This is a genomic window from Streptomyces sp. NPDC059874 (genome assembly GCF_042731135.1).
Lineage (GTDB): Bacteria > Actinomycetota > Actinomycetes > Streptomycetales > Streptomycetaceae > Streptomyces.
In genome coordinates this window covers 46,757-71,222 of sequence record NZ_JBHWJY010000012.1, presented here as the reverse complement: position 1 = coordinate 71,222, position 24,466 = coordinate 46,757, and the positions used below count along the sequence as shown (strand labels likewise).

The 24,466-nt window shown below is 69.6% G+C and carries 22 protein-coding genes and 3 pseudogenes; 15 read left to right on the top strand and 10 right to left on the bottom strand.

The window, feature by feature from the left end; all coding sequences use genetic code 11:
- Positions 1-21 precede the first annotated feature (21 nt).
- The 5 genes and pseudogenes from ACFV9H_RS09880 to ACFV9H_RS09860 all read left to right on the top strand — a co-directional run bounded on the left by ACFV9H_RS09880 (position 22) and on the right by ACFV9H_RS09860 (position 5,128).
- A complete protein-coding gene (locus ACFV9H_RS09880) occupies positions 22-1,050 on the top strand; it encodes a LysR substrate-binding domain-containing protein (protein ID WP_385395801.1) in 1,029 nt (342 codons plus the stop codon).
- Positions 1,051-1,234: 184 nt separating this feature from the next.
- Positions 1,235-2,119 carry a DUF1963 domain-containing protein gene (locus ACFV9H_RS09875; RefSeq protein WP_385395799.1) on the top strand — a complete coding sequence of 295 codons (885 nt, stop codon included), beginning with the start codon at positions 1,235-1,237 and terminating at the stop codon, positions 2,117-2,119.
- Between the two features lie 993 nt (positions 2,120-3,112).
- Positions 3,113-3,432: pseudogene (locus tag ACFV9H_RS09870) on the top strand (IS110 family transposase); the annotation flags it as partial.
- Between the two features lie 315 nt (positions 3,433-3,747).
- A complete protein-coding gene (locus ACFV9H_RS09865) occupies positions 3,748-4,284 on the top strand; it encodes a hypothetical protein (protein ID WP_385395796.1) in 537 nt (178 codons plus the stop codon).
- A 121-nt stretch (positions 4,285-4,405) separates the two neighbouring features.
- Positions 4,406-5,128 carry a hypothetical protein gene (locus ACFV9H_RS09860; protein ID WP_385395794.1) on the top strand — a complete coding sequence of 241 codons (723 nt, stop codon included), beginning with the start codon at positions 4,406-4,408 and terminating at the stop codon, positions 5,126-5,128.
- Between the two features lie 329 nt (positions 5,129-5,457).
- Here ACFV9H_RS09860 and ACFV9H_RS09855 read toward each other — a convergent pair.
- Positions 5,458-5,820 (bottom strand): annotated as a pseudogene (locus ACFV9H_RS09855) (ATP-binding protein); the annotation flags it as partial.
- A gap of 741 nt (positions 5,821-6,561) precedes the next feature.
- Here ACFV9H_RS09855 and ACFV9H_RS09850 point away from each other — a divergent pair.
- The gene (locus ACFV9H_RS09850; RefSeq protein WP_385395792.1) at positions 6,562-7,002 is read left to right on the top strand and encodes a VOC family protein; all 441 of its coding nucleotides are present in this window, start codon (positions 6,562-6,564) and stop codon (positions 7,000-7,002) included.
- Positions 7,003-7,175: 173 nt separating this feature from the next.
- Here ACFV9H_RS09850 and ACFV9H_RS09845 read toward each other — a convergent pair whose 3' ends face one another.
- Both ACFV9H_RS09845 and ACFV9H_RS09840 read right to left on the bottom strand, forming a co-directional pair.
- Positions 7,176-8,705 (bottom strand): hypothetical protein, encoded by a 1,530-nt coding sequence (locus tag ACFV9H_RS09845; protein WP_385395790.1) that lies wholly within the window; start codon positions 8,703-8,705, stop codon positions 7,176-7,178.
- Between the two features lie 302 nt (positions 8,706-9,007).
- The gene (locus ACFV9H_RS09840) at positions 9,008-9,163 is read right to left on the bottom strand and encodes a hypothetical protein (RefSeq protein WP_385395787.1); all 156 of its coding nucleotides are present in this window, start codon (positions 9,161-9,163) and stop codon (positions 9,008-9,010) included.
- Positions 9,164-9,399: 236 nt separating this feature from the next.
- Between ACFV9H_RS09840 and ACFV9H_RS09835 the strand changes: the two genes are divergently transcribed.
- Positions 9,400-10,251: an MBL fold metallo-hydrolase gene (locus ACFV9H_RS09835; RefSeq protein WP_385395785.1), complete on the top strand. Its 852-nt coding sequence runs from the start codon at positions 9,400-9,402 to the stop codon at positions 10,249-10,251.
- Positions 10,252-10,734: 483 nt separating this feature from the next.
- Here the strand turns inward: ACFV9H_RS09835 and ACFV9H_RS09830 are convergent, their stop codons facing one another.
- Complete coding sequence (locus ACFV9H_RS09830) at positions 10,735-11,256, bottom strand: hypothetical protein (protein WP_385395783.1); 522 nt, start codon at positions 11,254-11,256, stop codon at positions 10,735-10,737.
- Between the two features lie 125 nt (positions 11,257-11,381).
- Between ACFV9H_RS09830 and ACFV9H_RS09825 the strand changes: the two genes are divergently transcribed.
- Entirely contained in the window at positions 11,382-11,858 is a 477-nt protein-coding gene (locus ACFV9H_RS09825) for a hypothetical protein (protein ID WP_385395780.1), read from the top strand.
- Between the two features lie 267 nt (positions 11,859-12,125).
- Here the strand turns inward: ACFV9H_RS09825 and ACFV9H_RS09820 are convergent, their stop codons facing one another.
- Both ACFV9H_RS09820 and ACFV9H_RS09815 read right to left on the bottom strand, forming a co-directional pair.
- On the bottom strand, positions 12,126-12,701 hold the full coding sequence (locus ACFV9H_RS09820) for a hypothetical protein (RefSeq protein ID WP_385395778.1): 576 nt from the start codon (positions 12,699-12,701) through the stop codon (positions 12,126-12,128).
- A 238-nt stretch (positions 12,702-12,939) separates the two neighbouring features.
- Positions 12,940-13,191 carry a hypothetical protein gene (locus ACFV9H_RS09815; RefSeq protein WP_385395776.1) on the bottom strand — a complete coding sequence of 84 codons (252 nt, stop codon included), beginning with the start codon at positions 13,189-13,191 and terminating at the stop codon, positions 12,940-12,942.
- Between the two features lie 164 nt (positions 13,192-13,355).
- On the opposite strand from ACFV9H_RS09815, the pseudogene ACFV9H_RS09810 reads away from it, so the two are divergent.
- From ACFV9H_RS09810 to ACFV9H_RS09795, 4 genes and pseudogenes are all read left to right on the top strand, one after another.
- Positions 13,356-13,880 (top strand): annotated as a pseudogene (locus tag ACFV9H_RS09810) (energy-coupling factor ABC transporter ATP-binding protein); the annotation flags it as partial.
- Between the two features lie 159 nt (positions 13,881-14,039).
- Positions 14,040-14,546 (top strand): hypothetical protein, encoded by a 507-nt coding sequence (locus tag ACFV9H_RS09805; RefSeq protein ID WP_385395773.1) that lies wholly within the window; start codon positions 14,040-14,042, stop codon positions 14,544-14,546.
- A gap of 49 nt (positions 14,547-14,595) precedes the next feature.
- The gene (locus tag ACFV9H_RS09800) at positions 14,596-14,898 is read left to right on the top strand and encodes a transposase (RefSeq protein ID WP_385395770.1); all 303 of its coding nucleotides are present in this window, start codon (positions 14,596-14,598) and stop codon (positions 14,896-14,898) included.
- A 189-nt stretch (positions 14,899-15,087) separates the two neighbouring features.
- Complete coding sequence (locus ACFV9H_RS09795; RefSeq protein ID WP_385395768.1) at positions 15,088-15,498, top strand: hypothetical protein; 411 nt, start codon at positions 15,088-15,090, stop codon at positions 15,496-15,498.
- A gap of 772 nt (positions 15,499-16,270) precedes the next feature.
- Here ACFV9H_RS09795 and ACFV9H_RS09790 read toward each other — a convergent pair.
- Positions 16,271-16,741, bottom strand: a complete 471-nt coding sequence (locus ACFV9H_RS09790) for a DIP1984 family protein (RefSeq protein WP_385395765.1) — start codon at positions 16,739-16,741, stop codon at positions 16,271-16,273.
- A 752-nt stretch (positions 16,742-17,493) separates the two neighbouring features.
- Between ACFV9H_RS09790 and ACFV9H_RS09785 the strand changes: the two genes are divergently transcribed.
- Positions 17,494-17,760, top strand: a complete 267-nt coding sequence (locus ACFV9H_RS09785) for a hypothetical protein (RefSeq protein WP_385395763.1) — start codon at positions 17,494-17,496, stop codon at positions 17,758-17,760.
- A gap of 766 nt (positions 17,761-18,526) precedes the next feature.
- Here ACFV9H_RS09785 and ACFV9H_RS09780 read toward each other — a convergent pair.
- Both ACFV9H_RS09780 and ACFV9H_RS09775 read right to left on the bottom strand, forming a co-directional pair.
- Positions 18,527-19,006 carry a DedA family protein gene (locus ACFV9H_RS09780; protein WP_385395760.1) on the bottom strand — a complete coding sequence of 160 codons (480 nt, stop codon included), beginning with the start codon at positions 19,004-19,006 and terminating at the stop codon, positions 18,527-18,529.
- Positions 19,007-19,337: 331 nt separating this feature from the next.
- Complete coding sequence (locus ACFV9H_RS09775; RefSeq protein WP_385395757.1) at positions 19,338-20,468, bottom strand: NADH:flavin oxidoreductase; 1,131 nt, start codon at positions 20,466-20,468, stop codon at positions 19,338-19,340.
- Positions 20,469-20,700: 232 nt separating this feature from the next.
- Between ACFV9H_RS09775 and ACFV9H_RS09770 the strand changes: the two genes are divergently transcribed.
- The gene (locus ACFV9H_RS09770; protein WP_385395954.1) at positions 20,701-21,204 is read left to right on the top strand and encodes a MarR family winged helix-turn-helix transcriptional regulator; all 504 of its coding nucleotides are present in this window, start codon (positions 20,701-20,703) and stop codon (positions 21,202-21,204) included.
- Between the two features lie 946 nt (positions 21,205-22,150).
- On the opposite strand, the gene ACFV9H_RS09765 is transcribed toward ACFV9H_RS09770, so the two are convergent.
- Positions 22,151-22,417 carry a protealysin inhibitor emfourin gene (locus ACFV9H_RS09765; RefSeq protein WP_385395755.1) on the bottom strand — a complete coding sequence of 89 codons (267 nt, stop codon included), beginning with the start codon at positions 22,415-22,417 and terminating at the stop codon, positions 22,151-22,153.
- Positions 22,418-23,405: 988 nt separating this feature from the next.
- On the opposite strand from ACFV9H_RS09765, the gene ACFV9H_RS09760 reads away from it, so the two are divergent.
- Positions 23,406-24,362 (top strand): GlxA family transcriptional regulator, encoded by a 957-nt coding sequence (locus ACFV9H_RS09760; protein WP_385395752.1) that lies wholly within the window; start codon positions 23,406-23,408, stop codon positions 24,360-24,362.
- The last annotated feature ends 104 nt before the right edge of the window (positions 24,363-24,466 follow it).

Sequence of the window (24,466 nt, the reverse complement as noted above, 5' to 3'; positions counted from 1 at the left end):
GTCACTTGTAGAGTTACTCTCATGCAACTGGATCTGAACCTGCTCACCGCCCTGGACGCCCTGCTGGAAGAGGGCAGTGTCGCCGGCGCCGCGGCACGCCTCCACGTCACCTCACCGGCGATGAGCCGCTCCCTGGGCCGCATCCGAAAGGCCACCGGTGACCAGATCCTGGTCCGCACCGGCCGCAGCATGGTCCCCACCCCCCGCGCGCTGGCCATGCGCGCCCAGGTCCACGCCCTCGTGCAGCAGGCCCACCAGCTTCTCTCCGCGCAGCAGGAACTCGACCTGGCGGCTCTGGACCGGGTGTTCACCGTGCGCTGGCACGACGCCCTGACCGCAGCCTGCGGCACCGCCTTGACCACGGCCGTCCACCATCAGGCCCCCGGCGTCCGGCTGCGCCTGTCCGCCGAACCCGGGTCGGACGACGCCGAGCTGCGCCGGGGGGAGGTCGACCTCGAATCAAGCTCCAGCGCTCCGACGCTCCCCGACATCCGCCACCGCCTCGTCGGCAGGGACCGGCTGATCGTCGCCGTCCGCCCAGGCCACCCGCTCACCGAAGGCCCGCTGAGCCTCGAGCGCTACGCAGCCGCCGAACACCTCACCGTCTCGCGGCGCGGAAACCTGCGCGACCCGATCGACGACGCCCTGACCACACGCGGCCTCGAACGACGCGTCGTCGCCGCCGGGCCCACCGCCGCCTTCGCCCTGCAACTCGCCCTCGACACCGACCTGGTGGTCACCCTCCCCGACGCGGTCACCCGCACGGCCCGGGAACAACTCGGCCTGGCCACACTGCCGCCGCCACTCCCGCTGCCCGACGTCCCCCTGTACCTGCTGTGGCACCAGCGCTACGACAACGACAGCGCCCACACCTGGCTACGAGACCTGGCCACCGAAACCGTCCAGGCACTGTTCACACCACCGACCGCCTCACCGGGCAGTAACGGATACGCCCAGGGAAACATCTGCGGCAGCTGCCTCCCGTCCTCGCCAACATCACCTATTCGCGCAAGCGCCGACTCCCAATCTCACGTCGAAACGACGTCGTAAGTCGGTTCTGGCACAGATCTTGGGAAGTCGTCGCGGAGCGTTACAGAAGCAGGATCACCTTGCGGAGCAGTTCGAATCCGGCTCGACCATAGAGCTGGCTCTCTTTGGGGGATCCAGTGCCCTGATCCAGAGCACGGCGAGGCCGGTGAGGCTGGTGTCGTACCCCGGTTCTAGAGTTCGGCACATGTCCCGTCACACACCCGACCGCCCGGTCGACGTGGAGAGCCTCTTCCCCGAGCTGCTTCCCTTCCGCCGTGAGTCCGTCCGCCTGCACCCGCGCCCCGGTTCTCCGACGTGCCGGGACAGCTCTGTCGGTGGCCCTCTGCTGTGGCCCGCCGACGAACCATGGCCGGTGTGCGAAGCCGAGCACTACGACACGGACACCACGAGCCGCCTCGAACCTGCCGCACCCATGGCCCCCATCGTGCAGATCCACCGCGCCGACGTACCCAGCCTGCCCTTCCCAGAGGGCACCGACCTCCTCCAGGTCCTGTGGTGTCCTTACGCGCACGGCACCTACTGTCACCCGCTGCCCCAGGTGCACTGGCGAGACTCCCTTGCCATCGGAGATGTGGGGGCGACACCTGCACCGTCGGCGGCCGGGCTTCCCGACGGCTGGTACCCGGCACCCTGCGTCGTTCACCCCGAGCAGGTGACCGAGTACCCGAGGAATGACCGCCCCCGGCATCTCCGCGACGCACTCGAGGACCGTGTCGAGGCACTGCTGGCAGAAACCGGGCTGCGGTACTCGTCGCATCTTGCCGACGCACCGGGAATCAAGCTGGGCGGCTACCCGGGCTGGAGCCAGGAGCCCTGCTGGCCGGACTGCGAAACGTGCGGGGGCCGGATGGAGCACCTTCTGACCGTGGCCGAGGGGGAATTCGACAGTGAGTCCTGGCGCACCTGGCTTCCCGAGGAAGACCGGCCGGCCGAGAACACCGAGACCCGCTGGCTATGGAAATCCGAGGCGTTCAACCCCACCCTTCTGGACACCTGCGGCATCAACGTCTACGTCTTCGAGTGCCGCACTTGTCCCCACCGCCCCGTCGGACACTGGTCGGACCGATGACCGGCAGACCCAAGCCGTCTGACACACGCCTCTCACCCCGGCGCTCTCGATACTCGGTTCTGAGGAGTGGTAGCGGAGCGTTACTGGAGCAGGATCATCTTGCGTAGGAGTGCGAACCCGGCTCGCCCGTAGAGCTGCCTTTTGATCTTCTTGATGCGGTTTACGGCGCAGCCCCCCACGGAAGGCGTCACCACGCCCCCCGCTCCTCCCCCACGCCGCCGGCTGCCCGGTCCCTGCGGACACACCAACCCGATAGCGTCCCGGCCGGACGGCCGGTCTCCCGTGTTCCGCGTATGGCGCGGCTGGGCATCTGGGCCGCGCTCGCGGCCGGGCCCTCGCCCTGGCCGCCATCGTCGCCGTGCCGCGGACCACGGTGACCCTGGCCGCACCCGCGCCCCACGCGACGGCGCCGGACGGCTCCGGCTCGTGGCGCCGCTGGGCCTGCCCATGCTCGTCCTCCACTCGGGCGAGCTCCGGGTGGAGGGAGGTCGCCAGGGTCTGGAGGCGTGGCAGGTCAAGCGGCAGGTCGGACGCGCGTTCGCATCTGCGCTCAGCGGGATCCCTCGCCCGCCCCCGGCTCCCAGAGGTGGCTGACGACCTCGCGGCGGTCCGTACCACACGCTCTGCACTGCATGCGAGCCGACGTCACGCCGTCCTCCGTGGAGAACTCACTCCACTCCACCTGCTTCGAGTCCTGGCTGCTGCACGCCCGGCAGGGCCACCAGCTCATTGAGTCCGTCACGACGCACCTCCCGGTAGGCCTTCCAGCGTCCGCCCGAACAGATCCGGACGCATCCGGAGAGAGCGAAGCCCCGCCCAGCAGGGCGAGGCTTCGCGTTCCACTTGTCCACCCGCGGCCGCGAGCTCGCCCCCCGTGACCGTTTCGTCGGCTCCACAATGGGCCTCCGGCCTTCGCGTACGGCATGACTTCCCCCTCGCTGTTGATGATCCGGGGGTGGTGTCCCCTGGTCCGGGGGCCTCGACGGACCGCTGATGAGGGGCTTGAACACCGGCGATATCGACGTCGTCCTCGGCCTGGACGTCGGCAAGGGCGAACACCACGCAACTCGTCCGTCACCCCAGCCGGGAAGAAGGCGTTCGACGAGCGCCTGCCCAAAACCGAGCCCAAGCTGAGCGAGCTGTTCGCGAAGCTCCGGGCCCAGCACGGCACCGTACTCGCTGTGGTCGATCAGCCGGCCTCGATCGGCGCCCTACCGCCGGCGGTCGCAAGAGACATGGGCTGCCCAGTCGCCTATCTACCGGGGCTGACGATGCGGCGGATCGCCGACCTCTACCCAGGTGAGGCGAAGACCGCATTCCGTAGCCCCTGGTTCAGACGGTGTCGCACGGCGCGACGAGAGCCTCGGCTCAGGCTAGGCGCCAGACAGGCCCCAGGGTCAGCGAATCGGCCACCGTCCGCACCTCCCCGAGATCGTCACCGAACAGCGATGTTCATGCCGCCGCTGGTGTGGTTGGGGTGGTTGGACGTCAAGGCGGCGACGGGCCAGGCTGAAATCCGCCGAACCTTACTGCCACGCCGGCCATGACAAGCAGGGAACCAAGCCACGACGCATCACGGCTTGGAGACTCGCCGCTCAGCTTGTTCGATCGGCGCGTAGGGTCCGGAGATGGACATGGTCAGCGGTGTCGTCGGTGTCGCGTACTCGCACTTCTACATTGACGAGCACGTCGAGGAGGGGTTCGAGAGTGTCGATGATCTGCCGGACTTTCATTCCGACGAGCCTGTGATCGTCACACCCGGCAAGCTCACCATCATCAGTTGCGTCCAGGAACACGCTGCCTGGGTCACTCTCATGGTCGCCGAGGCCGAGCCCGTGCAGCAGACGGAACAATGGCAATCGCTCGGTTCCTGGCCGTACCGGCCGGTATACAGAGGCCGGATGGGAATCTCCGGCCCCACCACCGGCCCTGCCGTGCCGGCGGTGGGCTGGCTTCCGGGTAGCCAGGGGTATGCCCCAACCCTGACACTCAACGCAGCGACGATCTACACCGTTCACGTCTACGCCAGGGGCCGAGAGAACTCCCGGTCCCGATACGAAGCCGCAATGGCCCGCGAGGAATGGGGTCTCCGCGAGGGGTTCGAAGACTACGTGGCCATCTTCATCCCTGCCGGAGAGCAGACCACCCCCCAGGCCGCAGGTTGAACGGCAAGTTCAGTACCCGTACCTGTTCCCGATCCGTCCATGACAGGTGTGTCATCGGCGTTACGCTTCGGCGGTTCGCCCCGTTCGAGGGGCGCGGGGTTCGACCACGGGAGTGGGGCGGATGGGGCTCAACAGGCACGGGCGCAAGCTCGTCGCGCACGGAGCGGGGTACGGACTGGCACTGCTGGCCGTGACGTCGTGCACGACGGCTCCGTCGTCGGGATCCGCGCCGCCGCAGTCACAGCAGGCGCAGGCCTCACCCACTGCGTCGCCCTCGCCGCCCAAACCGGCGTCCTCGTCGGGGCCCGCAGTCCCGGTCGGGGCGGCGCGGCCCACGGTCGCCGACGGACCGATGCTGGCGTCGGTCCGCAAGAGCATGAAGTCGATGCCGTCCCACGAGATGCCGTCTGACGAGTTCGTAGCGGTGATCCGGCGGGATGCGCCGGACGCCGGTGAGCTCCTGTGGATGAAGGACGACCGTACATACTGCTCCGCGATTGTTCGCGAGGGGCTGGCCAAGATCGAGTGCGGGTCCCTGCCGGAGACCTGGCCGCGCGAGGGCGTCCTGAAGGTGACGACGGGCGAGCCGTACCAGGAGAAGCCCGGCGAGCAGTCTGGCCTGGTCGTCTTCCTTGCCATCGTTGAGGGCGAGCACGGCCCGTACGACTACAAGGGGGCGGCGCCAGAGGCGGCGGGCCCGATCCACGACGCGGTCATGACGTTCGCTTCGGGACGCAAGCTGGGCCTGATCTCCTATGAGAAGCACTGGGGCCAGATTCCGAACACGGAGATCTGCGGCGCGGACGGCGCCGTGTGCTTCCCGGCCTACTACCCGAACCGCTAGGTTGTGCCCCGCCGAGCGCGGCCGCCACCGTGTGGGGACAAGCCCGCCCTGGACTGGTCCGACGTGGTCAACGACCTCAACGGCCACGGCATCCCCCTCATCAACCGGAGCGATCACCACAGACAGGGACGTGCCGCCCCACGTAGGGGCCGCGCTGACCATGCCTTGGAAGAGATCAAAATCATCCGTAGGACATGGGAAAGCTCGGGCGGGCCTTCACCTTCTGAAGCGGCCGCTCAGAAACCACAACCCCGGACACCGGCGAACCGGGCGCAGCGCGCCGGCCGAACCCTCGACGGACGCGTCCGGAAAGTACTCGGGAAAGGCCCTTGGGCTTCGACGAACAAGAGGGTGGCGAGGCCCTTGACCTTGCGCAGGTCGAGCTCGGGCTGGAAGGAGAAGTCGCACTCGTCGAGGGCCTTACGGTCCGGCAGCCGGGAGAGTCGCAGGCCCTGGCGGAAGCGGCGGTCGTCACGGACGGCGAGTTCCTCGGAAAGCACCAGGCCGAGGAAGTCGAGGTGGCACATCTTGGCCTCGTCGGCCCGGCGGGTGTACTCATTGATCGTTTCGGCCGGGTGGGGCAGGCCGAGCTTGCAGGCCATGTTGCGGATACGGGTGGAGACCAGCTCGCTGAAGACGTTCCCCTCGTGCTCGGACGGGTGGTGAAGGGACGGGTGCGGTCGGCTCGTCATGGACGGACAGCGGACGGCGGCCGACCTCGATGCGGGGGCCACGGACCGGTTCAACAGGCCCCCTGCAAGGGTTTGGCCTCCTCGCCCAGGGACGCTCACGACGGGGCTGGGCACAACAACTTCGCCGGTGGTGGTGCGGCGTCCCTTGCCCGTGAATATCGCACGCTTCGAACGACGCTCCCCGCCGGCTGAGCAGGTTCCATGGTCGACGGCGCGGCGGGAGGCATACGCAAACGATCAAGCCAACCCGGGACATGCTGATCGCGGTTTTCGCAGCCTCCAACAGTCCGAGGCCGACACGGACCCGGCCGAGTGGCTGCCCTCCGACGGCTCCTACCACTGCACCTACGCCTCTACCTGAGTCGGCACGACGCCGCGCTGGGGCCTGGCCATCCATGAGAACGAGCGCCAGGCGCTCCTCGGTCTCGCCGAGGACAGCCCGACGACCACGTCGTCTACGAGCCTCGCGCGACGCTCAAGCGCGCACGCTGCGATTCTTCGAGGAAGCATGGAAAAGCGGGTACGGCACGCTGCGGCTGATCGTCTTCAGGGGAGCGGCCATCTGCGCCGCACTCACCCTCCGTGGTAGCGCGTGGCTCACTGGTCTGCTGTAGCAGTGTTGAGGCACGATCCAGATCCTCGGAGTTCGGCGGTCTGCGCATGTCGAGAACGTGTCACCGGCTCCGGCCCAGGGACATCAGCGGCCACCACCGGCCGCACGAGGAAGAAGGAGAAGCCCGCATGGCGATTCAGCGGATGGACAACGTCGGCATCGTCGTCGAGGACATGGATGCCGCCATCGCGTTCTTCGTGGAACTCGGTATGGAGTTGGAGGGCAGGGCGGAGATCGAGGGCCAATTCGCCGACCAGTGCACCGGACTCGACGGCGTCCGCTGTGACATCGCGATGGTCCGGACCCCGGACGGTCACAGCCGGCTCGAGCTGGCGAAGTACCACAGCCCCGCGGTGATCAGCGCCGGGCCGCGCAATCGGCCGCACAACGTTCTGGGCACGCACCGCGTCATGTTCGCGGTCGACGACATCGAGGACACCGTTGCCCGCCTGCGCCCGCACGGCGCCGAACTCGTCGGCGAGATCGCCCGGTTCGAGGACAGCTACCTGCTCTGCTACCTCCGCGGCCCGGAGGGCATCATCGTCGGACTCGCCGAGCAACTGCGCTGAGAGGGAGCTCATCAAGGTTCTGGCCCACCCGCAGCCGCTCGGCCCCGAGACGGCGTGAACCGCACTCCGGACGAGGCGTGGTCGCGGGACCGGTCATCAGCACCAGGGCTCCCTCATGGCGCTGCCCACCGGCCGACGCCCGTAGTAGAGGGCATTGTCAAAGGGCCTCCGCCTCACCGGGGTGCTGCGAGCATCTGCGCAACCTCTGCAGCCTGGCGCAGATTCTCGGTGGGGTGAGAAAGACCGTCGAGCATGGCCGTCCCCGACTTCAGTGCTGCCTGGGCCACCTCGTGAAGACCGAGCGGCACGGCCGCCTGTGTGATGAGGAAGTATTCCTCGGTGACCCTCACCCCCAGGCCGAGCTCCCGCCAAGTGAAGGACTGACATGACGGTTTCGGTAGATCAAGATCGAGCGCCGGCTGATCAGTAGGCGGCAGCGGCGGCGGGCCGTCAAGTAGCGTGACCGCCCATTGAAGAGACTGCCAGGCTGCCTCTACCTCGCCGTGGAGGCGTTGCAAGGAGGCGAGGTCGACCAGGGCCGAGCCGCGCTTGTCGGCGTCGTCCTGCAGGGACGCGTGCAGGCGGCGTGCCCGGATCGCCTGCCCGAGGTCCCCGAGGATTTTGAGCTCGTTGGCGAGAGACCCGAGCAGGGCCCCATCACGCGGGCCTGTGTCGTCGAGGATGCGTATGAGCGCGGCGCGGGCCAGTTCGGTCTGCCCTTGGCGGCGGGCCAGCGCCGTCCAGGTGAGCTCGTATTCGTCGTGGGGATCCCGGCCGTAGTTCGACTCGTCGAAGTCGGCCGCCCACTGGGTGAGGGCTCGTGCGGAATCGGGGAAACCGCCGAGCAGGAAGTGGAAATCGGGGTCGGACTCCCGCAGGGACCGCAGCAGCGTGTGGTCCTCCGTCTCACCGTGCAGGGCGACCAGCACCGCGGCGAGGCGGACTTCTTCGGTGGGGCCGAGGTGAACTTCCTGCTGCAGGAGTATGCGCAGAAGTTGCAGGTCCCCCGGCTGCCGGTCGTACTGGGCTGCGCGCAGGACGGTGGCCCGCCGTACCGGATCGCACGCAATCGCGTCCCAGGCGTTGCGGTCCGCCCGCATCCGGGCCAGATCATTTCGGCCGGGAGCGAGAACCACCTGCCAGAGCGGCGGACGCCGAAGACGGTCCAGCAACGCGTACGCGCAGCCTTCATCCGCGTTCACCAGGAGAAACTCCGGCTCGGTCCGCAGAAGGGATTCCTGGAGCCTGCGCAGCAGTTCCCGCCTGGGGAGCCGGCGCAGGCCAAGCCCGCGGAGCAGCGTGCTGCGATCGGCGTCCAGCTCAGGGCCGTAGGCGTTCCGAATCTCGTCTTCGGTTCGGTTGAACACCGCCTCCAGCGCCTCGTCACCGGCTGCGAGGTCGAGATCGGTGTAGTCATGCCAGCCCGGCAGGCCGAAGAGAATCTCCAGAGCCTCGTCCATGCCGGCGCCGATGAGGCCGGCTTCGACCTCGGAGCTCGCGTACAGCACAGCCCCGTCGGCACATATGAAATAGGTTCCGCCAGTGTCGTCGCCCGCCACGGCCCTCAGCGGCGCTCCGCTCGCCAGACGGACTTCTTCCACGTGCTCGGCCCGGTCAAGATCAAAATTGAAGGATCCCGCAGCCAGCCTCGCCAGATCGGGATTCCGGCGCAGGACAGTGAGTACGTGGTCGGGGCGTGTCATGGCCGGACCGTAACAGCCGCCGCTGACACCAGATCATGCAGCACCGGACACCGGACACCGGGCGCGACACTCGTGGCAAAGGGGGTTCTCTGGGTGCGGTGGCGTGGTGCGAGAAGACGGAACGCACAGGCTTTTGCAGCTCAACACCCGTGCAGGCGGTGACAGCTCATGTCACACGTGTTGTGACTCACTGCCTCCCGTCGGTCACCACCTACTGGTGGGAAATGGCCCGACAAACCAGCGATGACGGTGATGTCTTGTGCCCCAGCGCGTGGTCGCTCCCACGAAGCGGAGGCCCGCCACTAGGTAATATCGCCGTTCTTACGCTCGTCCGCGTCGATCTTTCCGTCGCTGCCAACCTCGTGCAGCGCTGACTCGCGCGTCCACTGCCTCCCCTTTCCGTCGGCAGCCTCGAATGGGGCCGACCGACTGGTGGGCTGGGCCTTCTCTTCTGCCATGGTGTGATCCTTGTCCGTCGGCCCTCGCGCCCGGACGCGTGGAGGAGGGCCGTCGGCGGGGCCGACCGGGGTCGGGCTGCTCAGCCGATGGCCGACGAAGCCTGTCATCGCCGACCGCTCACCCCTCGTCACTCACCGAATCCGACCGCCACGGGTTCTACGTTTGACGACAGCCCGACACGGGGCTGCACTGGATTCATGGACGCTGCCGCGACTCCGCCCTAAGGAGAGCAGCGATGACAACCATGGAAACGTTCAACCTTCTGCAGCCGTACAAGATCGCCGAGGAAACGTTCGTCATCCCGTGGGCCCTTGAGGCCCCGCCCGTCGGCCACTTCCCGATGAACTCGATGGTGATCCGGGGAGCCGAACCGATCCTCGTGGACACCGGGGCTCCCGCAGTGCGCTCCCAGTGGCTGGAGGCAGCATGGTCCGTCGTGGATCCTCTGGACGTTCGGTGGATCTTCCTCACCCACGACGACCGCGACCACGCCGGCAACCTCCTGGCGGTCCTCGCCGACTGCCCGAACGCGACCCTGCTGACGACATGGTTCTCCATCGGCCGCATGGCCGAGGAGTGGGAGACCCCCATCAACCGGTGCCGCTTCATGACCGACGGCGACACGATCGACGCGGGCGACCGCACCCTGGTCGCCAAACGACCACCCCTGTACGACAACCCCACAACCCGCGCTCTCTTCGACCCGAAGACCAACGTCCTGTGGGCCGTCGACACCTTCGCCACGAACGTGCCGACCCCCGTGCCCGAAACGGCAGCGCTGTCGCCGGACGAATTCCGCGACGGCCAGTTCTTCGGGGGAAGGCTGGTCTCCCCCTGGGTCGCCCTGCTGGACGCCCAAAAGTTCGGGACGGTCGTCACCGACTTCCAGCACCTGAACGCCGAGGTCATCGCCGGCTGCCACTGCCCGGTCCTCCGTGGCCCCCAGATCCCCGAGGCCTACGACCTCCTCCGCCAGCTCCCCGAAATCCCACCGTGGACAGAGTTCACCCAGGCCGATCTGGACCAGTGGATGGCGGCTGCCGAAAGCTCGGTGCCACCGGAGCAGCCGCGGCCCTCGGGAACGTGAGACGTGCTGTCGCGCGGCGGCGCAGTGTCGTGCACGCCGGTGGCCAGCGTCAGTGGCAGTGGGCCCGGAAACGGCCACCGGCATTCAGCACGGCAACCCACCCCGCCCACCAGCTCTCCCTACACAGAGGTGTCTGGCCTGGCTCGGGCGGGTTCAGCACGCCTGGCCCACCTCCCCGCCAGCCTGCCCCGCTTCGCCACCCACCTCGAAACGCACCGGGGATTGAGGCCGGCCCGCTCCGGGGGCCGGGCGGAGGTGTCGCCCTCGCCACCGCCGCGATGGATGCCCTGCCACCCGAAAAGCACAGCCTCACCCTGCGCATGCTCCTCAACGAAATCCGGGCATGACCCCGGCCCGGCCGGGGCCAGGGCCGCGCAGCGGAGTCCGCCGCCGACATGCCACTCCAGGACCTGGCCGACAGCGTCCCCGTCGCTCGGCGCACCAATTCAAGCGGCACGACCGCGGAGGACCGTCCCAGCGTGCTCACCTCACAAAGGCCGGCGGGCGGGGTGGTCCGCCACTGGGTCCCGCATACGAGGACGGGCGGGTCGTGAGCGGGCCCGTGCCGGGCGCGGTCGGCCGGGTCACCGAGGCACCGAACTCCCCGGCCGCCAGGGCGGCCAGAGCGTCGGCGTCCCCGTCGGTGGACCAGCCCGACAGCTCGTCCTGGCCCTCGACATCGTCGGCGAGGCCCAGCCACGGGGCATCGAGCCGGAACCGTCGCGCACCGCCCCCAGCACAACGCACCAGCAGCGAGGCCGCCACCGCCCCGGCGGGAACCTCGATCCTTTCGTTCGCGAGCAGCCGGACGACGACTGCGGGCCGCTCGAACTCCGGCTGCGCGTCAGTCCCACCGGCCGGGGCAGGGAAGTCGGAGTGGCGGCGGCGCCAGTTGACCACCGCCGCCCGCCCCATACACGCGATCTGGCCCACCTTGGCGAGCAGGGCCAGTCTGTCCGGCCCACAAAACGTGAGCCAGAACCCGAATTCATCGATATCGATCACGGCGGGGGCGCCAAGGCGACCCCGAAGTCGTGACCAAACGACTGTCGTTCTCGTCTCGCCTCCAAACCCAGACGAGCCTGCCGGCGCCGCTCGCCTTGTCAGGGGCGGGCCGTAGGGTTCACTGCGTGAGTGACATCTATGAGCTGATGATTGCCGTCGACCTGAGGGACGAGATCACCGAGCAGGAGCTCGCCGAGCTGAGCTGGCATCTGGGAATCGGGCCCCAACCGGAGCGCCTGTCCATCGTCGCCGAGTTCCCGGTCGTAGTGGAGGCCGACTCGGGGATCCTGGTGATCGAGGACGATCCCTATCCACTGCTTGCCGGGCGGGGCGCGGCATGGCGGGTGGGTGGTGTGCTCTGCTCGGCACTGGCCACTCGCTCGGACCCGCCGTGGACGGGGTGGTCGCTGACGTCCCGCCAGGAGATCCACCCCGACGAGTTCGAGAGGGTCGGCGAGCTGCTCTGCTGGCTGGCCACAAGGGCTCACGAAACGCACCAACTCGGGGATGGCGCAGTCGGAATCGGATCCCTCAGGTTCTATGAAGCCGAGATTCCGGATGTACTTCAGGTCAAAAGCGGGCAGGTCAACTGGCCGACCTGAGAGGCAGCGAGCAACCTCGGGCCCCGAAGCAGTGCACCGGCGCCGCCCACCACGCAGTGCCGGTTTACCGGGGCGTACTGCCGCTTGAGCGCGATGCGCCCAGGACCGGGCCGTCAGGGCGTGGGCGGTGAACAGGGCCTCCAGGCGGGCGCGCCGCTTCTCGTACGGGCGTGTCAACAGCTCCTGGTAGTCGAGCCAGGCCGTGCGGCAACTGCTCCTCGGCGGCCACCAGGTCGGGGAACCAAATCCCGCTCGTCGCGCCCCACCTCAGAGCATCCGCTCGGCCATCGCCGCCCGTGCGCGCAGCGCGTCGGCCTCCTCGTGCCGGCCCCTGCCGGCCAGGAACCGCGCCCGGTATTCCATTGCGTACCCGTCGCCCAGCTCCTCGGCGCGCAGGAACACCTGCACGGCCCGCTCCAGGTCACCGCAGTCCCGGAAGGCTACGCCCAGCGCGGTGATCGGGAAGGCTTCGTCCTGCGCGAGGATCAGCGGCGCCCAGCGTTCGATGCCGGCCGCATCGCCACGCTCGAGCGCCTGCTTGACCAGGCCCAGCATGGCATCCGGATCGCCCAGCGCCGCGGCCTTCTCCCAGATCACCTGCGCGCGATTCGCATCACCAGCCACCGCGTGCAGCATTCCCAGGTTGAAGCCGGCAACGACGTTTCCCGCTGCCCATGCCCGGCCCCACCAGTGCAGCGCGCCGTCCCGGTCACCCTTCGAATGCAGGCCCGCCGCCAGGTTCCCCATCGCCACATCGTCACCCAGCTCCGCCGCAACCGTCAGCTCGGCCAGTTCGACGTCCGGCTCCGACCGCCGACGAAACCACCAAGCCATCAGCAACAACCCCGGCAGTACAGCTGCACTGATCCCCGGAATACGAACAGGCGAAAATATCTCACCCTGCGATCATGCCAGCCATGGCGTGGACAGCTCGCGCGAGCGTGGTGGCTCGCTGGGCCAACGAGGTCGACCTGGCCCTGCTCATGGTGGACGCACTCGGTTGCTCGTCCTGGGCGACCGAACCCGACGATCGACGCCCAACCCTCAGCTCTCCAAGTCAAGCGCTCCCTGGAGGCGCGGATCAGGGCACGTCGAAGGCCGGGGAGGAGCCGTACGACGTGGTCTCCGTGCCCTCGTGGATCAGGAACCACTGGCCGGGCGCGCGGGGCGGGGTGGAGGTCAGGACCGCGCCGCCTCGGACGGTCGTCAGCTCGGCGACGGTCTGCCAGTTCCGTGTGCCGTACTCGACGTAGTCCGGCCCGACCGCAAGCCCGGCGGGGGCGCCGACGTAGCCGCCGTTGTCCCAGTCGGCGCGGGTCAGCCGGCCGACCACGCCGTGGGGGTAAGTAGCCGTTGTCGTACCGAGAGGTTCGCTTGGTGGTCGAACGAGGGTTCCCGGTCGGGTCGTCTTCCGGTGGCACGGGCATGAAGGCAGGGCCTCCCGCGCAGCTCGTGACAGGGCCTCGGCCGGCTCCAAGCGGGCGATGGCCCGTCGGCGAGCACATGGCCGAGATCCGGCGGAAGGTCGGCATCGTCTTCCAGGACCCCGACGACCAGCTGTTCATGCCGACCGTCCGCGAGGACGTGGCCTTCGACCCGGCCGCGGCCGGCGTCCGGGGCGCCGAGCTCGAAGCCGTCGTGCTCCGCGCACTGGAGAAGGTCGGGATGACGGAGTTCACCGACCGGCCCCCGCACCACCTCTCCTTCGGGCAGCGCCGCCGGGTCGCCGTCGCGACCGTCCTCGCCATGGAGCCGGAGATCCTCGTCCTCGACGAGCCGTCCTCCAACCTGGACCCGGCCTCCCGCCGCGAGCTCGCCGACATCCTCCGTGCCCTGGACGTCACCGTCCTGATGGTCACCCACGACCAGTCGTACCCTGGAGCTCTGCTCGCGATCGGTCATTCTCAGCGAGGGCTTCATCGCCGCCGACGGGCCGACGGCCGGGATCCTTGCCGACGAGGAGCTGATGGCCGGCACCGCCTGGAGCTGCCGTTCGGCTTCGTACCGAGCTCCGTCGCCTGATCCGGGAGGCTCCCGGTTTGGGCCGACCGGCTGGATGTACCGGTGGGTCGTGTCGGGATGCTCCGTGCGGGGGCGGAGCCGGGGTTATGAAGGGAATCGAACGGAATCGGATGAAAGTTCGCCATCCGGTCATTCCCGAACATCAACCTCAGGAGTCGCATGATGCGCCCCATCAGAGCCGCCTGTCTCGGCACGGCCACCGCCCTGGTCACCCTCCTCGCCTGTGCCCCCGTCGCGGGCGCCGCCGCGACGGACACGGGTTCCGCCCACGCCAAGGGCGAAGCCCAGATCATCACACTCCGGGCCGAGGTGAAGGAGCTGCACCGCTTCCCCGTCGTCGACGGCAGCGTCTCGCAGGGCGATCGGGTCGTCGCCCGCTCGGACCTCTCCCTCTACGACGACGCGGCGCACACCAAGATCGGCGAGACCAACGTCGACTGCACCACCACCCGCGGCGGCGCCGATGAAGCGGAGCAGTGCATCGCGACCTACACCCTCCCGGACGGCCAGCTCACCGTGCAGGGGATGTACTACAACTACCTCGACCAGGGGCCCTTCGACAACGCGATCACCGGCGGCACCGGGAAGTACGAAAAGGCTCGTGGCTCGGTCCACTCCGAGCCGATCGGACCGGGCGTGAGGCGCTTCACGATCCACCTCGTCTGACCGCCCCGGACGTCCACCTGACCCCGGAATCCGGCCTTCTCCCCTCGCGTTGCACCATGGGAGCCGGTTTTCGTACGAGAGGAAGTGTGGGTCAAGGGGACGTCCAGGGCGGCTCACCCTTCAGATCGTCAAACGCACCGACGACATGAGCGGGTTCGTGGTGCTTCCACGCAGGTGGGTGGTGGAGAGGACGCTGAGCCGGCTGATGCGCTCGCGGCGCCTTGCCCGGGACTACGAGACCCGGCCCGAAAGCAGCGAAGCCGCCGTCCCGTGGTCGATGACCATGCTCATGGGACGCCGCCTCGCCCGCCACCGGAGCCGAAACGTCACCCGGCAGCCCGCCTCGGCGTGAACACCCCGGGACGCTCCTCGGCCAGCCAGCCCCCCCTCCACCAGCCGCTTCACCCTCGACCGCACCCCCTCGACCTTCGCCGGCACCGACTCCAGGCCCAGCCGCCCGGCCAACTCCCGCGCCCGCATCCCGGACCCGCCCGCCTCCACCTTCCGCAAGAGCCGCACCTACGGAACCATCCTGGTCGACGTGGCGGCCGGCCAGGTCGTGGACGTGCTGCCCGACCGTACCTCCGAGACTTTCGCCGCCTGGCTGCGCGAGCATCCCGGCGCCGTGGAAGTCGCCGACCGCTGGAACCTGCTCCAAAGTCTCGCCGTCGCCGTGGGGAAGACTTGCCACCAGCACCGCGCCTGCCTGCGCAAACGCATCGACGAGGTGACCAGCCGAATCCCAGAGGCGGCGCCGCTGATGCAGCTCCCTCTCCACGGCTCGGCCAGGGCATTGATGCGGGCAAGAAGATCGCGGGGCGCAAGCATCACCTCGGGGTCGACACCATCGGCAGTCCTCGTCACCGCGGCCGGCGTCTCCGACAACGTCGGCGGCACCCCGGCGTTGGGTCGTGGAACGGACCTTCGGCCGGCTCACGACCACTTCCGCTGATCCACCAGGTCAAGCACTCCTTCAGGCGGCCGGTTTCTGGGCAGGGCACCCCCCGTAGACGTACGGGGCGATTTCGTCGCCCCTCCTGTCGCTGAGGTGGAAGCAGTGGCCGTTGGCCCACACCGTGATCGACTGCGGCCGATGGTCAAACTGGAACGGCTCGTCCCCAAGCTGCGTCCCGGGCCAAGAACCATCTCCCGCAGAGGAATGAGTGACAACGACGCATGTTTCGTTCGGCAAGATCCGATGGACGTCACCCCAGGGCTCCAGCATCAGATCGAGCGGCTCCTAGCCGTCGTTGCTGACCACCAGCCGCGCTGCTCTCCCTGCGAACATTTCCATCACTCCTCCTTGGCCCTTCGGGCGGCCATGCGCGCAACTGCCTTCCTCTGCGCATGCGCGGCACGAACCTCACGCGGCACAAACCCCCGGACCAGCGTCTTTCGCCCGAGTTTCCAAACATCCTGCTGGGACGAATCGCTCTTTCAGACGGCCCCTCACCGACTTGGACGACACGGCGTCGGGACCGAGAGATCCCGGTCCCGACGCCGTCCTGCGATGCGGATGCCCCGAACCCGCCCTCGTCACGACCGGATCTGCACGTGGTGATGAAATGTGCGCGATGCGCTGTGACTCGTCACGCTGCTGAGCTGCACTGTCGTCTCGGGAGTCGAACCCGATGCGCTGCTCTCCGCGCGCCAGCCGGGCCGGTAACCGCCGGCCCTCGGTTGTGCACGCCTCCGGAGCGACTACCTGCTCCACATCGCGGGTCTCAATCCAGGAGGTCGGCCTCCCAGTTGGTGCGCTGGATGCGTACGTCGATCTCGCGGATCTCGCGGGCGGCGTCGTCGGCGCGGGCGCGCAGCTCGGCCACGGGCAGCGCGGGGAGCACCATCAGCTCCGAACGCAGCTGGCGGCCGTAGCCGCGTTCCCCGCTGCCGGCGGCGGCGTCGGCAGCCGAGGTGAGCACGGAGTGGCGCAGGCGCAGGGTGTCGCGGCGGGCGAGGGCGTCGGTGAGGGTGCCGTCGGCACCCATGTCGACGGCGGCGTTGGTGCGGTTGATGCGCCGGATCAGGGACTCCAGGGCGTCAAGAGTCTCGGTGACCTCGGCGAGCAGCGCTGCCGGATCCTCGGCGGGGGTCTCGCCCTCTTGGTGGCGGGCGTTGGCCACGATGCGGGCCCGCAGCTGTTCGACGCGGCGAGCCGCCTCCGCGCGTTCCGCCAGTGCTTCGCCGAGCTTCATCGTGATGGGTCCCGTCGCCTGGTGCTCTTCGTCGGGCGGTACTGCGTACCGCTGCGCCGATCACCCTACGTCACGCCACGGCCGGCCCGGCTCTTTGGATGGTGTCAGGGGTGGGCAGCATCGAGCGCGGCGGACCTTCCAGGCACCTGTACACCCACCCCGTACTGGACAGTCCCCGCCCAGTGGCGGGCTGGCGGCGTCGAGCTACGGCGTGCCGCAGGCAGCCACACGCCGGCGCCGGCGGAACGAGAGGCCCAGCCGTACATCAGGGCCCGTCGACCTGCTCGACGAACGTCCGCGCCGGCACGTGGCCCGGTAGGCAAAGTGGACCCTCAGGGCTCGGGCGCGGCACCCTGGGCATCTGGGCGGTCGGCCGCACACGGCGGCCACCACGATCAGGACCTCCGCGGTGAACTCCACCACCTCCAGGCGCACATCGATGTCCGGGAACAGCACATCCTCCAGCGAGCAGACCCCAACTAGCCAGGCATCCCCATCACCGCGCGCCACCTTCTGAACGGTGTCCTTGCCGCATCGCCCTACCGCCATGAGGGTCTCGGTGTGCCCAGGAACGCGTTCGTGCCGCCCGGTCCTCGGCGACGGCTTGAATGTCGGAGTGCCCGTCGCCGCTGACGTCCCCGGGTCTTATGCCGGCGGCCCCACTGGCAGCCGTACCCGCGTGCCGCCGACAGCAGCGCCCGAGCGCAGCGGGTCTGCCTGGCGGATCGGTCGCCGGCGGCCACACTGGAGCCATGAGCGAGCACCACGTCACCGTTGACCAGGCCGGCGCCGGTTGTGAGCAGGGCCATACCGGCAAGCCCCAGTACCGCCACCACCTCCGGTACGAGAGCCCGGCCGGTGAAGCCTGGACCAGCCCAGAGGGGTACACGCGAAGTACCCTGTCCGGTCTCACCGTGGTGACGTGTGCCTGCGGCCTCGCCACCAAGGCGCTCCCGAGCGATGATGCGCGGCTCGTCTATGAGGAACACCGCAACGTGATCCGCGACGAGATGACATGAGCAGCGAGGTCGCCGCCCGGATGCCACTCCAACGCGTATGAGTCACACCAGTCCTCCGGGCACCGGGCTGCCGGAACGATGCGCCCCGCGTTCAGGGCCAGGATCCGTTGCCCGACGCGGGCCAGGACTTCGGCTGGGGTCCTGGCTCCGTGGCGTTCGAGGTGCGGCCGGCCTTTGAGCGTCTCGTTGACCGACTCGATCAGCTGCCGGATCGGCCTCGGCCGGTGCTTGCCCGGCCGTGGCTGCCGGTTGCGGTAGCTGGGCCGCAACAGCTTCAGCCGTAGCCGGCCATGAAGGCGTCGAGGTGTTTGGAGGCACCCGTGAGCATGTCCGCCGGCACTTCACGTTCGTCCGCTTTCGGGTTGGCCAGGGCCCAGGCGACCGGCAGTCCGCCCGGTCGGTGTGCTGGGCGAGCGCGCGGATGTACCTGCTGATCAGCGTGTTCGCGGCCCGCAGGCGCTTCTTGTAGCCGGACTGCCCGGCCAGTTGGGGGAACCGAGACGATTTCGCGACGGTGACAGGGTTCCGGCCGGAGCTGTACTCGTGCCTGGTCTGCGGAAGCGACGCCCTCTTCGAACCGTGTGACGCTCTGCTGTGCACCGACGCGCCGGTCCGCAGCCTCGTGGACCTGGCCTTGACTCCCGAGCACCGGCGGGGGGCACGGGCCCCCGCTCTCCCCCGCCGCACAGGCGATGCTCCCGTCCAAGGAGAGCTGAGGCTGCGTGTCCATCTCGCGCGCCGCGGCACCCGCTCTTGCGGGCCGGGCTCACGCTTCCTCGGGCGTGGCGTCCTCGGAGGACAGGGCCGCCCTTCTGCGGTACACCACCACCCCGCACACCGCGAGGAGGAGAACGGCCACGGCGGCCACCCCGAAGGCCGTCCGCTCGGCGAAGAGCCTTCCCAGCACTTCGAATACCCCGAGCCCCACTGTCGCGTAGATCAGTGCCCACGCCGCTCCGCCCACGAACAGGGCGGGGAGGTAGCGCGGCAGCGGCATGCGCATGGTGCCCGCGAGGAAGTTGGCGGCGGTCTGGAAACCGACGGTCAAGAAGGAGACGGCCACCACCGGCGCGCCCCACCGCTGGATCGCCCGTTCGGCGCGCCGGAACTTCGCCCCGGAGATTCGCCCGGCGAACCTGCTGCGCCGGGCACCGGCTCCGGTGAGCCACCCCACGGCGAACGTCCCTCCGGCGCGGAGCAGGACGATGACGTACAGGGATACGGCTGTGAGCGCGATCTTATCCACGACGCCTCGTCCCGGTCGCCGGGCCGAAACCCGGGATGCCCGTCACCTGTATGGGCGTCCCACCCCAGCAGGCGCACGACGCGCAGGAGCCCGCATCACCGTCTCTCACTTGCGCCCTGCCTCTGCCCGTTTCCGCCCCATGGATGCCACCTGCGGCGCTGAACCCGAACCTGCACGCTCGCACGCCAGGCAAGGCCAGCCTAACCGAACATGCATGCGGGGGGTACAGGGCACCGGGCTACCGGTGGACTAAGAGGCAGGGTCAGTGAATCTGGTCGGCTCACCAGCCCCATGGACCCCTGCCCGTGCACTACCGGCTACCGGCTACCGGCTACCGGCTGAGCGACCTGAGCGCCGCCGCGTCGTACGGCTTCAGCTCGTCGAAGCGGTTGCCGAGGACCTTCGCCGCCCACTGCGGGTCCTGGAGCAGCGCCCGACCGACGGCGACCATGTCGAACTCGTCGCGTTCCATGCGGTCCAGGAGGTTGTCGATGTCGCCGAGCGCCGCACCCTCACCGACGAAGGCTCGGATGAAATCGCCGTCGAGGCCGACCGAGCCGACGGTGATGGTCGGCCGGCCGGTGAGCTTCTTGGTCCAGCCGGCCAGGTTCAGGTCCGAGCCCTCGAACTCCGGGAGCCAGTAGCGCCGGGTGGAGGCGTGGAACGCGTCGACGCCCGCTGCCGCCAGCGGGGCGAGGATCGCCTCCAGTTCTTCCGGGGTCTGCGCGAGCCGTGCGTCGTAGGCCTCCTGCTTCCACTGCGAGTAGCGGAAGATCACCGGGAAGTCGGCCGGGACGCGCTCGCGGACCGCGGCCACGATCTCCGCGGCGAACTTCGTACGGGCCACCGCGTTGCCGCCGTAGGCGTCGGTGCGGCGGTTGGTCCGCTCCCACAGGAACTGGTCGAGCAGGTAGCCGTGGGCGCCGTGCAGCTCGACGCCGTCGAAGCCGATCCGCTCGGCCTCCGCGGCGGCGTCAGCGAACGCGCCGATCACGTCGTCGAGGTCAGCGCGGGTCATCGCCTTGCCGGTCCCCTCGGTGCCGTCGACGCGGATGCCGGACGGCCCGATGGCGGGGGCATCGGCATAGGGCGCCTCGCCCTGCTTGCGCACCATGCCTATGTGCCACAGCTGAGGCACGATCGTGCCGCCCGCCTCGTGCACGGCCGCGGCGACCTTCGCCCACCCCGCCAGCTGGTCCTCGCCGTGGAACCGCGGCACCCGGTCGCTCTGCCCGGCGGAGTCGTGACCGACGTAGGTGCCCTCGGTGACGATCAAGCCCACGCCCGCGGCGGCCCGGCTGGCGTAGTACCCCTGGACGTCCTCGCCGGGCACGCCGCCGGGGGAGAACATGCGCGTCATCGGCGCCATCGCGATGCGGTTGGGGACGGTCAGGCCGTTCAGCTTGACGGGCCGGGACAGGATCTCGGCCGCGCGGGAGGCGGTGGACGTGGTGACGGTCATGCGGGTCCTCCGGGTTGAGGCTGTGGCTCGTCAGGGTGACAACGAGAAGTGCATAGTACACATGCTATGTATGATGCATATTGCAGTCTCCGGCCGTCGCGCGGCGCCGCCCCCATGCCGAGCCGCGCAGGAGCCGCGCAGGGGCCGCCGGTCCCCGGGTTCACGGGTCCGCGACAATGGAACGCCGGAAGGAGCGGGAGGCACAGTGCTGGAGAAACTGGAGCGGGAGCTGATGCTGCTCTCGCGGCACCAGGTGCTTGCCCGGCGCGAGCGCGACCCCGAACGCCTGGAGCGGTCGGCGTACCTACTGCTCAGCCGGATCGACACACAAGGCCCCATGTCCATCGGACAGTTGGCGGAAGCCTTCGGGCTCGACACCTCGACCGTGAACCGCCAGACGGCCGCGCTGCTGCGCTGCGGACTGGCCGAGCGCGTCGCGGACCCGGACGGCGGCATGGCCCGCAAGCTGTCCATCACCGTTGAAGGCGGGCGCCGGCTCGCCGAAGACCGTGAGGTCAACCGGTCCTGCCTGGCCCGGGTGGTCGCCGACTGGTCCCCTGAGGAAATACGGGAGCTGGAGGACGTCCTGGTCCGGCTCAACCGCAGCGCCGAGGCCCTCGAAGGACGGTACTGGCCGCGCACGGAGGAAGACGACACCCGCGCCGCATGCCACCGACCGGTCCCGCACGAATCCCCGACTCCTGCTCCGCGGGCACCCGCGACTCCCGCCCCGTAGGAACATTCCGCGGCCCGCCCCGTGGAAACGCCGGCCCATCGGGACGGCGCCCGGACCCGGCGAGCGGCCGGGCCCCGGTCGACTAGTCAGCCGATTCTGAGCATTGTCTTCGGTGTGGGGAAGAAGCGGGCGGCGATCTGGGCGGACAGATGCCCAAAGGAGCCGACGGAGGTGGCGGTGTGGTCGGCTCAAGTTGCGGCTGATGCGGCCGAGTCCTGTGGGACTGGTGCGAGTCCGGCGACGCCGGCGAGTCTGACCCGCCAACGCGGCCCCGGCGTGCGCCGCCGCGACGGCCACACGCGGCTTGGGCCGGCGCACGCCGGGCGGAGAGGTGCGGGTGTCCGTCCGACCTGGCAGCGTTGTGGGCTCGGCGGGGATGTCCGGAAGGTGATGCAGGGCTCGTTCCCGGGCGGGTTCCGCGAGAGGGCGAGGGCCACGGACGCCGGGCGTCGTCATCAACACACAGCGGGATGGCATGGGCCACCCGGCCCGCCCAGCGGGGAACGGGCTCGACGGGTTTGCGGCCGGCGCGCCGATTGACATCTCGGCTGCCGTTGCTGCTGTGTCCCTGGCATGCGCGGTCGTGTGTGCCCTCCCCGGCGAGATCCGACGTTGTCGATCTTCGCGTTCGGGGTGGGCGCTCGGCGTCCTCCGCCGGGTTGAGCCGGCGGGCGACCACAGGATGACACCGCCGGCGCCGGCGCGAGCAGGTTTCCTCCAGCAACCCGCGCAATGGGCGGCTGCCTCAGCCACAAGCCGAGGAATAGCGCACAGTCGTTCCCGATGCTCCAGCTCGGCCAGGGCTACGCGTAGCGACGCGAAAGGAAGTTGCTGGTCGTGGACGACGAGATCGACAACATCTTCCACCTCTTCCGGGGCCGGGGCGGTGCCGTACCGGTCCTGGCCGGGCCGGCACCCCGAATTCACGGCCGGGCGTGCGGGCCGCTCAGACGGCTTCGGCCAGGACGGCTTCGATCAGCTTCCGCTGGTCTTCGGTGAGGTGCGGATCCTGCAACTCCATCAGCTTGCCGTCGACCTGGACGATGTAGCTGAAGCCGTCCGGCACGGGACCCCGACCTGCGGAGCCCTCGCTGCTGAGCGCGCGCTCGGCCATCCGCTCCAACTCGGCGCCATCGGCGCGGCATTCCGTCTCCAGGGAAGCAGTCAGCTCCCCGCCCGCGAACCCTCCGGTGCGTGTCACGGTGATCAGCATGGTGGAACCTCCTTGGACAGACCGCCGCCTGTTCGATCGTTCGGCCGGATGAGCCGGAAGGCGGCGCATGGCTGTGGACATCCTTCGCCTGCCCCCGCTAACCGCGCACGCACAGTTCCACGTCACATCGGCGCGAAATGACCGAAAGCGGCCTCCTGACCCCAGTCGGCGATCAAACCGGAGGCCACCAGCGCATCCAGGCGCGGCAAGTGGCCGCCCACCTCCTCCAGCTCGCCGCTCCGCCGGCTGCAAGTCGACCGTGGGCCAAGAACTCCGCCCGCGTCGCCCCGCCACCCCTCTTTTCAGGAAGGGAGGATTAAAGGCTGCCTCCAGTCGGTGCGTGTCAGGTGAGAGCCGGCCTTGGGGCCCATGCGGAGCATCCCGTCGCAGACGGCACAGACGGCTCCGGTGACACAGGAGGCCTCCGGGCCGGCGGGGAAACGCGATCACTGCGGCCACCTCGCGGGTTCCCCGGCCGGGTCGCGGCGCCCCGGGCCGACCCGCGGGGCAGTGGGGTGATGTGGTGGTGCCGACGGGGGAAGGGCGGCGTGGTGTCGCGCCCCGGCGGCGCGGGCCCGGTGCAGGTGAGGACGGCGGACCGGGGTTGGTGTTCCGGCTGGGGTGCTCCTGGCCGTCGAGCGCGTACTGCTGGACCTGCCCGAGCCGGAGCCGGAGCCGGAGCCGGAGCCGGAGCCGGAGCCGGCCGCAGGTTCACCGCCCCCCTGGCTGCCCCGCCTGCGAGCGGCCCTGCCAGCGCGGAGCCCGTCCGTGGGGCGGCCGGCGTGTGGTCCACCGCCCGGACTTCTGCGCCGCGACCGCGGAACGAGGCGAGGCCGGGGAGCGGCGGGGGACGACCGGGTGGCGGCGCCACGCCTCGTCATGAATCCCCCGCGGCCCGCCCGGGGTCGGGGCCGGACATTCGTCGTCCGCAGGCGGAGCGGCGGCCCCTTTCCCGACGCCCGTCCTCGCGCCGCGTACCCTCGTGCCCGTGCCGCCCTCCCGTCTCCACCGTGTCGCCGTTCTCGTCCTCGAGGGCGCCAAGCCCCTTGATGTCGGCATCCCCGCGCAGGTGTTCACGACCCGCGCCAGCATGCCGTACGAGGTGCGGGTGTGCGGTGCCGCGCCCGGGCTCGTGACCGGGGGCGACGGGCTGTCGTACCACGTGATCCACGGGCTCGAGGCGCTGGCGTGGGCCGACATCGTCTTCGTCCCCGGCTACCGTTTTCCCGATCGCGACGACCCGCCGAAGGCCGTGCTCGACGCGCTGGTCGCCGCCCACGGGCGGGGCGCGCGGCTCGCCGCCATCTCGACCGGCGCGTTCGCGCTCGCCGCCACCGGCCTGCTCGACGGCAAGCGCGCCACGACGCACTGGCACTACGCCCGGGCGTTCACCGCCAGACATCCGCGCGTCCGGCTCGACGAGAACGTCCTGTTCGTCGACGAGGGCAGCGTGCTGACGTCGGCCGGCGCCGCCTCCGGCATCGACCTGTGCCTACACATCCTGCGGCGCGACCTCGGCGTGGCCGCCTCGAACCACGCGGCCCGGCGGCTGGTCGCGGCCCCGTACCGCAGCGGCGGCCAAGCCCAGTACGTGCCCCGCAGCGTGCCCGAGCCGCTCGGCGAGCGGTTCGCCGCAACCCGCGAGTGGGCCCTGCATCGGCTCGACGAGCCCCTCACCCTGGAAGCGCTTGCCGCCCACGCGGGGGTCTCGCCGCGCACGTTCTCGCGGCGCTTCGCCGAGGACACCGGGTATACGCCGATGCAGTGGGTCATGCGTGCCCGGATCGACGTGGCCCGGGAGCTGCTGGAGCGTTCGGAGCGGAGCGTCGAGCAGATCGCCGCCGATGTCGGTCTCGGTACCGGGTCGAATCTGCGGCTGCACTTCCACCGCATCCTCGGGACCACCCCGACCGACTACCGGCGCACCTTCACCCGGGGCGAATAGGAGAAATCGGCGGGCGATGGGCCGTCTGGCGGGATCCTTGCGAACCATGGCGATCTCGCCGCTGTCGCGGGCGGGTGGCGGGCGCGAACCTGATGGCGAACGAA

Coding starts and splice junctions, on each gene's coding strand:
- ACFV9H_RS09880 (WP_385395801.1), top strand. CDS start 22: ATGCAACTGGATCTGAACCTGCTCACCGCCCTGGACGCCCTGCTGGAA.
- ACFV9H_RS09875 (WP_385395799.1), top strand. CDS start 1,235: ATGTCCCGTCACACACCCGACCGCCCGGTCGACGTGGAGAGCCTCTTC.
- ACFV9H_RS09865 (WP_385395796.1), top strand. CDS start 3,748: ATGGACATGGTCAGCGGTGTCGTCGGTGTCGCGTACTCGCACTTCTAC.
- ACFV9H_RS09860 (WP_385395794.1), top strand. CDS start 4,406: ATGGGGCTCAACAGGCACGGGCGCAAGCTCGTCGCGCACGGAGCGGGG.
- ACFV9H_RS09850 (WP_385395792.1), top strand. CDS start 6,562: ATGGCGATTCAGCGGATGGACAACGTCGGCATCGTCGTCGAGGACATG.
- ACFV9H_RS09845 (WP_385395790.1), bottom strand. CDS start 8,705: ATGACACGCCCCGACCACGTACTCACTGTCCTGCGCCGGAATCCCGAT.
- ACFV9H_RS09840 (WP_385395787.1), bottom strand. CDS start 9,163: ATGGCAGAAGAGAAGGCCCAGCCCACCAGTCGGTCGGCCCCATTCGAG.
- ACFV9H_RS09835 (WP_385395785.1), top strand. CDS start 9,400: ATGACAACCATGGAAACGTTCAACCTTCTGCAGCCGTACAAGATCGCC.
- ACFV9H_RS09805 (WP_385395773.1), top strand. CDS start 14,040: ATGATGCGCCCCATCAGAGCCGCCTGTCTCGGCACGGCCACCGCCCTG.
- ACFV9H_RS09790 (WP_385395765.1), bottom strand. CDS start 16,741: ATGAAGCTCGGCGAAGCACTGGCGGAACGCGCGGAGGCGGCTCGCCGC.
- ACFV9H_RS09785 (WP_385395763.1), top strand. CDS start 17,494: ATGAGCGAGCACCACGTCACCGTTGACCAGGCCGGCGCCGGTTGTGAG.
- ACFV9H_RS09775 (WP_385395757.1), bottom strand. CDS start 20,468: ATGACCGTCACCACGTCCACCGCCTCCCGCGCGGCCGAGATCCTGTCC.
- ACFV9H_RS09770 (WP_385395954.1), top strand. CDS start 20,701: ATGCTGCTCTCGCGGCACCAGGTGCTTGCCCGGCGCGAGCGCGACCCC.
- ACFV9H_RS09765 (WP_385395755.1), bottom strand. CDS start 22,417: ATGCTGATCACCGTGACACGCACCGGAGGGTTCGCGGGCGGGGAGCTG.